The organism is Nocardia arthritidis NBRC 100137, assembly GCF_001612765.1.
GTDB lineage: Bacteria > Actinomycetota > Actinomycetes > Mycobacteriales > Mycobacteriaceae > Nocardia > Nocardia arthritidis.
Map to the genome: position 1 here is coordinate 191078 of NZ_BDBB01000017.1, position 8563 is coordinate 199640.

The window sequence follows — 8563 nt, forward strand, 5'->3', positions numbered from 1 at the left end:
GCGGCACCGTGGCGCTGCCGAGCCCGGCCGATCGGGGGACTACGTTCCGCGCCTGGGTCGCTCGCCCCGACAGCGCTTTTCTTCCCTCCGGAAGCGTCGTGGTGGCCGCTATCCGTGGATGCGTGGCGGAGCGGGTTGCACGACGGAAGCGAGGCTTCAGGTATGCCTGAAAGGTATTGCAGGGCATGGAACCCCGTCAGGAGGGGGCGTCGTAGACCAGGGTGTAGCGCCAGAACATGCGACGGCGGATCCGGGCGCCGGGCAGTTCCCGCGCGGCGGCGGCGCGGATGTCGGCGAGGGTCTCGGCCGGCTCGACGGTGGGTGCCGTCATGTGCGGGGGCAGCGTTTCGGCGCGAGCCGGGTGCTTGATCAGTCCCATGACGGGGTTGGCGGCTATGGCAGGTAGGTCGGCGAGTACGTCGAAGGGTCCGGCGTGGCGGTAGCAGCCGACGACCGCGAGTCGCCCGCCGGGGGCCAGACAGTCGCGCAGTTCCCGCAAGGTGGGCATCAAGGGGAGGTGATGCAGGACGGCGACGAGGGTGACGGCGTCCCAGCGTCGCTGGTGATCGCGACCGGCGAAGCCGGCTTCGACGATGGTCACCGCGGGGTCGTCGGCGAAGCGTCGCGCCGCCAGGCGGGCGGTCGCGGGGTCGGGCTCGAGCGCGGTGACGGTGGCGACGCGGTCGCGCAGCCGGGCGGCGAGGTTGCCGGTGCCGCATCCGACGTCGAGGATGTGATGGGCTCCGGCCGCTGCCACCTGGCGTACGACCCACGCACCGTAGTGGTCGTTGTGGCTCCACGGATGTCGCCGATTGAACCGGTCGAGTCGAGACAGCAGCACCGTTCCATTCTCACGGCGGCCGCGGCGGTTGGCATCCGGGGCCTCGAGGACCAGCGCGAAAGACTGTGGCCCTGGACGTAATGCCCAGGGCCACAGTGCGTTCCGGCGAGCTTACTTGACGCTGATCACCCGGTCGGAGGGTTCCTTGGCGTACAGCGCCTCGATCTCGGCCTGATATTTGGCCGCGATGGGGGCGCGCTTGAGCGACATCTTCGGGGTCAGTTCGTCGCCGCCAGGCTCCCAGACAGCGCCGAGGACGGTGAAACGTTTGATCTGCTCGACGCGGGAGAGTTTGGCGTTGCCCGCCTGGACTGCCGCCAGTACCTCGTCGATGATCTGCCTGCGGGCGGCCAGGGCTGCGATGTCCTCGCCGGTGGCGTCGAGTTCCTTGGCGCGGATGGCGGCGACGTCGGGGTCGAGCACGATCAAGGCGGCGATGTAGGGCTTGGCGTCGCCGATGGCGACCACTTGGCCGATCAGCGAGGAGGCCGCCTTCACCGAGTTCTCGATGTTGGTCGGGGCGATGTTCTTGCCCGCCTCGTTGATGATCAGTTCCTTCTTGCGGTCCACGATCCGCAGGTAGCCGTCGGCGTCGAGGGTGCCGATGTCACCGGTGCGCAGCCAGCCGTCGGAGTCGATGGCTTCGGTGGTCTTGTCGGGCATGTTGCGGTAGCCGCGGGTGACGATCGGGCCGCGCACCAGCACCTCGCCGTCGGCGTCGAGGCGCAGTTCCATGCCGTCGACCGCGCGCCCGACCGAGCCCGGGCGGGGCTTGTCCAGCTCGGTGTAGGTGCCCACGCCGGTGGTCTCCGACATGCCCCACACCTCGCTGACGGTGAAACCGAGGCCGAGGAAGTATTCCAGGGTTTCCGGCGGGATGGGGGCGGCGCCGGAGGAGGCGACGCGCAGCTGATCGAGCCCGAGCGCGTGACGCAGCTTGGACAGCACCAGCGTCTCGGCGATCTTGTGCTGCGCCCCGAGCAGGGGACCGCGGCCTTTGCCGCCCAGGTCGGCGCGGGCGGCGGCGACTCCGGTGCTGATCGCCCAGTTGGCCAGCGCCTTCTTGACCGGGCTCGGTTCTTCGGCGAGTTTGCCCTCCACCCCGGCCTTGATCTTCTGCCACACCCGCGGGACGCCGAAGAAGATGGTCGGGCGCGCGTCGGGCAGGGCGGCGGCGACCTCACGCGGGTCGGGCACGGTGGTGATCTGGATGCCGGTGAGCAGGTTGATCGCGTGGCCGGAGATCCGGTCGGCGACGTGCGCGGCGGGCAGGTAGGACACCGCGCGGTCGTCCAGGCCGACCTGCAGCGGGCCGTTGACCAGGGCGATGATCTGGGCGAGCACGTTGCGGTGAGTGATCTCCACGCCCTTGGACGGGCCGGTGGTGCCGGAGGTGTAGATCAGGGTGGCCAGGTCGTCGGCGCCGACGGCCTGCCAGGCGGCGTCGAAATCGAAGTCGGCGGCGGGCGCGGTCTCGACCTGTTCGAGGGTGACGGCACCCTCGGCGGGGCCGTCGACCATGATGATGTGCTCGACCGGCACCCCGGCCGCGGTGATCCGGTCGAGGAAGACCTGTTCGGTCACGACGACTTTGTTGCCCGCGTTGGTGAACAGGTGGGTGATCTGCTCGGGGGAGCTGGTGTTGTAGATGGAGAACGGGGTGGCGCCCAGGTGCAACGCGGCGGTGTCGACGAGGTTGAACTCGGGACGGTTGGTGAGCATGATGCCGACGGTGTCAGCGTGACCGACGCCGAGTCCGGCCAGGCCCGCGGCGATCGAGCGCACCCGTTCGGCGTACTCGCGCCAGGTGTACTCCTGCGTGCCACCCACCTTGCGCAAGGCGACCTGGTCGGGACGCAGCCGTGCGGTCTCCTGGAATGCGGCGGGGACGGTGTACACCGTTTTGCCCGACTGGTGCGCGTATCCGATTTCTGTTGTCGTCATATCCCTGTTCCCGATAGCGCTGGCGTGAACCGTACGCCGGTATCCGCCGGCGTACGATCCGGGACTCGAATCCTGACGCGGTGCGGCGAATGCACTGTCGGTCTCTCACGAGTCGGCGCGCCACATGTGGCGCGGCTCACTCATGGTAGCCACAGGAGGGAAGCGGGGTGGGGCAAACTTCAACAATCCTTCAGGCACCGATCAGATCCTGCGCGGAGCCGGGGCCGGGGCGCGGACGGAAGTTCTCACCCTGTGTGATCGCGACCGGGTCACCGGCCGCCCGCGACCTGCCGCCGGGCTCGTCGAGTGCCCACGGTGCGGCATCGGTCGGTATCCAGTGCTTGCGTCGGGTGCGCTTGGCCTCCAGATAGTCGCGGGCCCGCTCGCTGAGCGCCCGCGTTCGCAACGGCACCGCGGTGACCCGCAACCCCTCCTGGCGCAGCGCCTCCACCTTGGCGGGATTGTTGGTCAACAACTGCACCGAACGCAATCCCAGATCGGCCAGCGCGCGAGCGGTGGTGACGTAGGTGCGGGCGTCGGCGGGGTAGCCCAGGGCCTCGTAGCTGGTGAAGGTGTCCGCGCCGGAGCGCTCGCTTTCCCGGTAACCCAGCGCCTTGGCGATCAGTCCCGCCCCACGGCCCTCCTGCTCCAGGTAGACCAGCACCCCGCTGCCCGCGGCCTGGATGAGATCCAGCGCCTTGTCCAGCTCCGGCCCGCAGTCGCAGTCTTGCGAACGCAGCGCCTCCCCATACAGGCAGCGTGAGTGCACTCGTACCAGGCAGCCGTCGGCGACCGCGCCGAACAGCAGCAGGTGCCCCCGCTCGCCGTCCCCGTTCACCTCCACCACCCGAACTCGCAGATCTTGCCCGTTGCGACGGAACCGATGTTCGGTGTCGGCAGGATCCACAACGTTGGTCAATGCTCCTCCGTAGCGAGTTTGAAAATTCGCTCGACCTCACTCACCAGTGGCATTGCCCCGGGGACGTCCCCGATCGATTGCGTCGCCACCATTGCGGCGGTCGCCCAGACGTAGTCGTTGCGTGCGGCGGGGCGGCGCGTCGAAACGAGACGATATACCAGGGCGGCGGAGAAGGCAGCGTGAGCGCCGACCGAGTCCTGTAGCGCCGTCGGAAACGGCCGAAAGCGGTCGCTGACCTGCTCTGACCACACCGCGCACCGGAAATCTCGGATCGCGCAGACCGCGCCGACCCCCAGCGCGCGCAGCCGGGTGGCGGTCTGTTGCGCGTCCGGCGCCGTACCGTCGGGCGACATCGCCAGGGCCCGCAGGTCGTTGTCGCCGCCGACGAGGTAATCCACCACACCCAGATGCTGATACAGGTATTGGGGCCGATCCAGCCGCGGTGCCGGGTGCACCACCACCAGTGGCCGGTCCGGCAGTCCGCGCAACTGCGCCATGACCTGCTCGATGACGCCGGTGGGTTGTTCGAAGGTCAGCAGCACCGCATCCGACGAGGCGATCGCCGAGCCGATAGCCTCGCTGCGTAAGTCCTGGGCGCTCAACCGGATTCGCTCGTCTTTGCAGCCGATCGTGCTCGCCGCGCCGGTGCCCGCCACGATCACCGCGGTCACCGGCGTCGGGGCATAGGGCACCACTTTCACCAGTTCGGTCTCGACGCGTTCGCTGCGCAGGTATTCCAGGATGCGGCCCCCGGCCTCGTCGTCGCCCACCGCCGAGATCAACCGCACCCGCAACCCGAGCCGCGCCGCCGCCACAGCACGCGTGAGCCCCTTGCCGCCGGGATGTTGCCGATAGCTGCCGCGCGCGGTGCCGCCGGGACCCGGGATCCGATCCACCACATACATATGGTCGATGACCGCGTCGCCGACCACGGTGACCACACCGCGGGTGTCGACCGGATCAGGCTCGGCCGCAACGGTTTCGCTAGACGCGCCGAAGTCGACGGCGTGCGCGCCGGCGAACACCGAGGCCGTGGCCAGCCGCGCGGCCAGCTCGGTGAACGCCCGGCGCTCGGGAGCCCCGCGCAGCGAACGCACCGTCAGCGTGCCCGGAACCTGTTGTGCCCCAAGAGCTTCGTGCAGCACCGCCCACTGCGCGGCGAGGTATTCGCGCCGCTCACCGAGATCCGCGGCGTAGAGCCGGCCGGGATCGACACCGGCGGGCGGGTTTTCGCGCAGCAAACCCAGCGACAGCTCCGCATCCACGACGAGCCGGTCGGTGATATCCAATCGCAGGGTCAGTTCGCGCACCAGCGGCGGCACCGCTTGTTCCCGGTCGATGCCCGCGCGCCGCGCGTACTGCCGCACGGCCAACAGATCCAGCAGTGGCGAGACGTCGATTTCGGTGCTGCGCAACCGATCCGAACTCAGCCCCGAGCGTTTGCACAACCGGGTGAGGATATTGCGAACGGCAACCATTCCCGAATCCTGCGGGACCATGGCGATGCCACCCCTTCCATCGGCGCGACACAGGAGTGCCGGGCGCATGTTGGCCACGCAAATCGGGTTTAGCGAGCGGGCAAATTGTCAATTACCAAATTACAACGGCAATTGCGCTCGGGGAACGGCAAATGCCACACTGGAAGTGGCGATCCCCATCGCACCACCAGGCAATCGGGAGGGCTGGTGATGAGAATGATTCTGCAAATACGACAGCCGCGGCGGCGACGACACCGCCCCGCCGGATCCGATATCGAGCTGGTGCCGAAGCCGGTGATGGACTGAACGAGCCGCCGGATATCCCGCGCGACAACGCACCCCTCATCGCCCCGGCACGCTGGTATGCGCATCCCGCGCGTCAGCTGCCCCTGGCCATGCGGCGTGTCACCCGGATCGAACCGTAGCCGCAGGGCACTCCACCGCGACAAGACTTCGCCCACCCCCATCGACGCGCAGCCGCGCGTTCGGCCCCCGGCTTGCCCGAGGTTGCGGCTTCCCCGGCTGCCGCACACCTCCGAGCCATCCCCTGGACCACCCGGCCCGCCGAGAGACTTCCTCGGCCCGGGTACCCACCACGGCCGCAGGCACGGCGGAATTCACGGTGCGGCGCAGACACCGCGCCACACCAGCGGATGCACGACGAGAGGCATTCGTGAGCATCGAACCCAGCACCCTGGAGCCGGCCTCACTCCACCTGTTGCACCGGAGACCGCGATGACCATCCACACCACCGAATGGACGATGACCAGTGACATAACCCCGGAATCGGCCTACCGTGACACCGACGCGACCGACTCCTGGCGGCTGAGCTGGTTACCGGAGCGGCGACTGACCCGCGCGCAGGCACTGGCCGGGATGTCGCTGGACGAACTGCTCAGCGACCCGCACGTCGTGCACGACCGCATGACCCAGGCCCGCGTCGAGGTCTATGCCGACCAACTGGGCATCCTGCGCGACCACGCGGTGATCCTGCTCGCCAAGGCGATGGCGGCACGCCTGGGCCGGGAACTGGGACCGAAGGGAGATCCGGCTCCGCCGGGGCACAGCACCCGGCGCGGACGCACCCGCACTGCCGAACCGCCGTTCGTGCACGGCTGAGTCCCGCTGGGGTCAGGCGTGCGCTTTGTGCTCCGCGCCGACGGCTTCGCCGATGCTGCTGTATCCGTCGGCGCGCAACCGCTGCGCCAGGCCACGATGGATCCTGCGCATCCAGAACGGGCCGCCGTAGATGAACCCGGTGTAGCCCTGCAACAGCGTCGCCCCGGCCAGAATGCGCTCCCACGCCTGGTCGACGGTTTCGATGCCACCGACCGAGATCAGCACCAGCCGGTCACCCACCCGCCGGTACAGCCGCCGCAGCACCTCGAGCGAACGGTCGGCGAGCGGCGGGCCGGACAGACCCCCGGCACCCATGGCGGCCACCGCGGCGGCGTCGGTGCGCAGACCGTCGCGACGGATGGTGGTGTTGGTGGCCACGATGCCCGCCAATCCGAGTTCGACGGCCAGGTCGGCGACCGCGTCGATGTCCTCGTCGGACAGATCCGGCGCGATCTTCACCAGCACCGGCACCCGCACACTGTCCAGCACCGCCCGCAGCAGCGGACGCAGCGATTCGACTGCCTGCAGATCACGCAGGCCCGGCGTATTGGGGGAGCTGACGTTGACCACGACGAAATCGGCGAGCGGCCCCAGCAGCGCGGCGCTGACGGCGTAGTCCTCGGCCGCGGCCTGCGGCTCGACGATCTTCGTCTTGCCGATGTTCGCCCCGATCGGCACCCCGCCGCGGCGTGCGCGCAGTCGCTCGGCCGCCGCGGCCGCACCGTGGTTGTTGAATCCCATCCGGTTGATCAGCGCCCGGTCGGCGGGCAGCCGGAACAACCGCGGCGCGGGATTGCCCGGCTGCGGCTGCGCGGTCACGGTCCCGATCTCGGCGAAACCGAACCCCAGCGGCGCCCAGGCATCGACACCGTCGGCGTTCTTGTCGAAACCGGCGGCCAGGCCCAACGGCGCGGGGAACTCGACCCCGAATGCCTCGGCGCGCAGGATCGGATCGCGGGTGACGAGGACCTTGCTCATCACCCAGCGCAACGGCGCGACCGAGGCGGCCAACCGCATGGCCGCGAAGGCGAGATGGTGGATGCGTTCCGGCGCGAGGAGGAACATCAGTCGGAGTAGCAGGGCGTACATCGGCTCACATTCCGGGTTCGGGCTGGGGTAGTAGGGCGGATTTTCGCCGCCGCAGCAGCACCCGCCTGCTGCCGTCGGTGTAGGCGCGCACCCGCGAGAGTTCCCAGCCCCCGAACTCGGCCTGAATCGCCAGCCGCATGGACGCGGTCACCCGCGTGACATCCGGCGGCAGCCGCAACGGCACGTACTCGTAGTCGTCGCTGGTGGTTTCCCAGCCCGCGGGCAGCGCACGCCCGCGCCCCCGGTGCGCTGCCGGATCGGCAGATGTCGCGGAATCATCGCCCGCGCGTGGTGTCCGAGCCATCACTGCCCTCTCTTCCGATCGTCCGCACCGATCCGTTGCAGACCGTCGCCGGTCGCGGACCCCACGAACAGATCTCCGGTGCGTTGCTCGACGGCCACCGCGTTCGGCTGCCGGACGGTGGCGTAGCGGCCCACTTCCTTCGGTATACCAGTCGAGAGGTCGAATCCGACGACCTCGTTGCGCTGCGTGCACGTCACCCACACGGTGTCGGACCGTTGATCGTAGGCAAGTGCGTAAGGCGAAGATCCTACCGGGAAACGCTGCCGCAACACGAGTGGTCCCGCGGTGTAGACCAGCAGTTCACCGCCTGCGGTGTCGGTGACCACGAACCGGCCGCGCGTGTCGCCGATCAGCCGCGTGGCCCCGTCACCGGCCCGCAGCGCCAGCCCGGGCCGCTGCTTGTCCAGGTCGAGTTCGAAGATCGCGCTCTGATGCCGGTCGAGCACCGTGAGCTTGCCGTCGGCTTCGGCGAGTTCGTCGGCGGAGACCAGCCCGGACACGGTGCGGGCCACCTTCCCCTCCGGCGCCAGTTCCAGCACGCGGCCGTCGGCGGTGCCGACCAGCAACCCGCCGTCCGGCCGGGCGCGCACCGACCGGACGTCGCCGTCGACGCCCACCTCGGCGATCACCCCGGACGCGAGGTCCACCCGCAGCACCCGGCCCGGCGCGGCCGCCAGCATCTCACCCGGCCTGCCCGGCGTGAGACCACTCGCGCGCTCGGGCAACCTCACCGTGCGCACCACCGGCTGCGCGGCGGCCGGGTCGAGCACGGTCAGAACCTCACCGTCCAGCCCGGCCAGCAACCCGCCCGCGGAATCGGCGGCCAGCTCGGCGACCGGTCCGGCGGGCAGCACCCGCCCGACCGGCGG

Annotated in this window: 8 protein-coding genes; 1 reads left to right on the forward strand and 7 read right to left on the reverse strand. The window is 69.6% G+C overall.

Going from position 1 to position 8563, the window contains the following annotated elements:
• Positions 1-196: 196 nt before the first annotated feature.
• From NA8_RS14470 to NA8_RS14485, 4 genes are all read right to left on the reverse strand, one after another.
• Complete coding sequence (locus tag NA8_RS14470) at positions 197-841, reverse strand: class I SAM-dependent methyltransferase (RefSeq protein WP_063050897.1); 645 nt, start codon at positions 839-841, stop codon at positions 197-199.
• A 111-nt stretch (positions 842-952) separates the two neighbouring features.
• Positions 953-2785: an AMP-dependent synthetase/ligase gene (locus tag NA8_RS14475; protein WP_063050898.1), complete on the reverse strand. Its 1833-nt coding sequence runs from the start codon at positions 2783-2785 to the stop codon at positions 953-955.
• Positions 2786-2975: 190 nt separating this feature from the next.
• Positions 2976-3704, reverse strand: a complete 729-nt coding sequence (locus tag NA8_RS14480; RefSeq protein WP_084466797.1) for a GTP cyclohydrolase II — start codon at positions 3702-3704, stop codon at positions 2976-2978.
• Positions 3701-5182, reverse strand: a complete 1482-nt coding sequence (locus tag NA8_RS14485) for a PfkB family carbohydrate kinase (RefSeq protein WP_245663830.1) — start codon at positions 5180-5182, stop codon at positions 3701-3703. Before NA8_RS14485 ends, NA8_RS14480 begins: the two co-directional genes overlap by 4 nt.
• 735 nt (positions 5183-5917) lie before the next feature.
• On the opposite strand from NA8_RS14485, the gene NA8_RS14490 reads away from it, so the two are divergent.
• Positions 5918-6301 carry a hypothetical protein gene (locus NA8_RS14490; protein WP_063050900.1) on the forward strand — a complete coding sequence of 128 codons (384 nt, stop codon included), beginning with the start codon at positions 5918-5920 and terminating at the stop codon, positions 6299-6301.
• A 12-nt stretch (positions 6302-6313) separates the two neighbouring features.
• On the opposite strand, the gene NA8_RS14495 is transcribed toward NA8_RS14490, so the two are convergent.
• The 3 genes from NA8_RS14495 to NA8_RS34360 form a co-directional block, all read right to left on the reverse strand.
• The gene (locus NA8_RS14495) at positions 6314-7390 is read right to left on the reverse strand and encodes a quinone-dependent dihydroorotate dehydrogenase (RefSeq protein ID WP_063050901.1); all 1077 of its coding nucleotides are present in this window, start codon (positions 7388-7390) and stop codon (positions 6314-6316) included.
• Between the two features lie 4 nt (positions 7391-7394).
• Positions 7395-7694: a DUF5703 family protein gene (locus tag NA8_RS14500; RefSeq protein ID WP_245663831.1), complete on the reverse strand. Its 300-nt coding sequence runs from the start codon at positions 7692-7694 to the stop codon at positions 7395-7397.
• The coding region (locus tag NA8_RS34360) for a YncE family protein (protein ID WP_169810507.1) at positions 7694-8563 on the reverse strand (870 nt) is incomplete at its 5' end. The genes NA8_RS14500 and NA8_RS34360, both read right to left, overlap by 1 nt.

Coding starts and splice junctions, on each gene's coding strand:
- NA8_RS14500 (WP_245663831.1), bottom strand. CDS start 7,694: ATGGCTCGGACACCACGCGCGGGCGATGATTCCGCGACATCTGCCGAT.
- NA8_RS14495 (WP_063050901.1), bottom strand. CDS start 7,390: ATGTACGCCCTGCTACTCCGACTGATGTTCCTCCTCGCGCCGGAACGC.
- NA8_RS14485 (WP_245663830.1), bottom strand. CDS start 5,182: ATGGTTGCCGTTCGCAATATCCTCACCCGGTTGTGCAAACGCTCGGGG.
- NA8_RS14475 (WP_063050898.1), bottom strand. CDS start 2,785: ATGACGACAACAGAAATCGGATACGCGCACCAGTCGGGCAAAACGGTG.
- NA8_RS14490 (WP_063050900.1), top strand. CDS start 5,918: ATGACCATCCACACCACCGAATGGACGATGACCAGTGACATAACCCCG.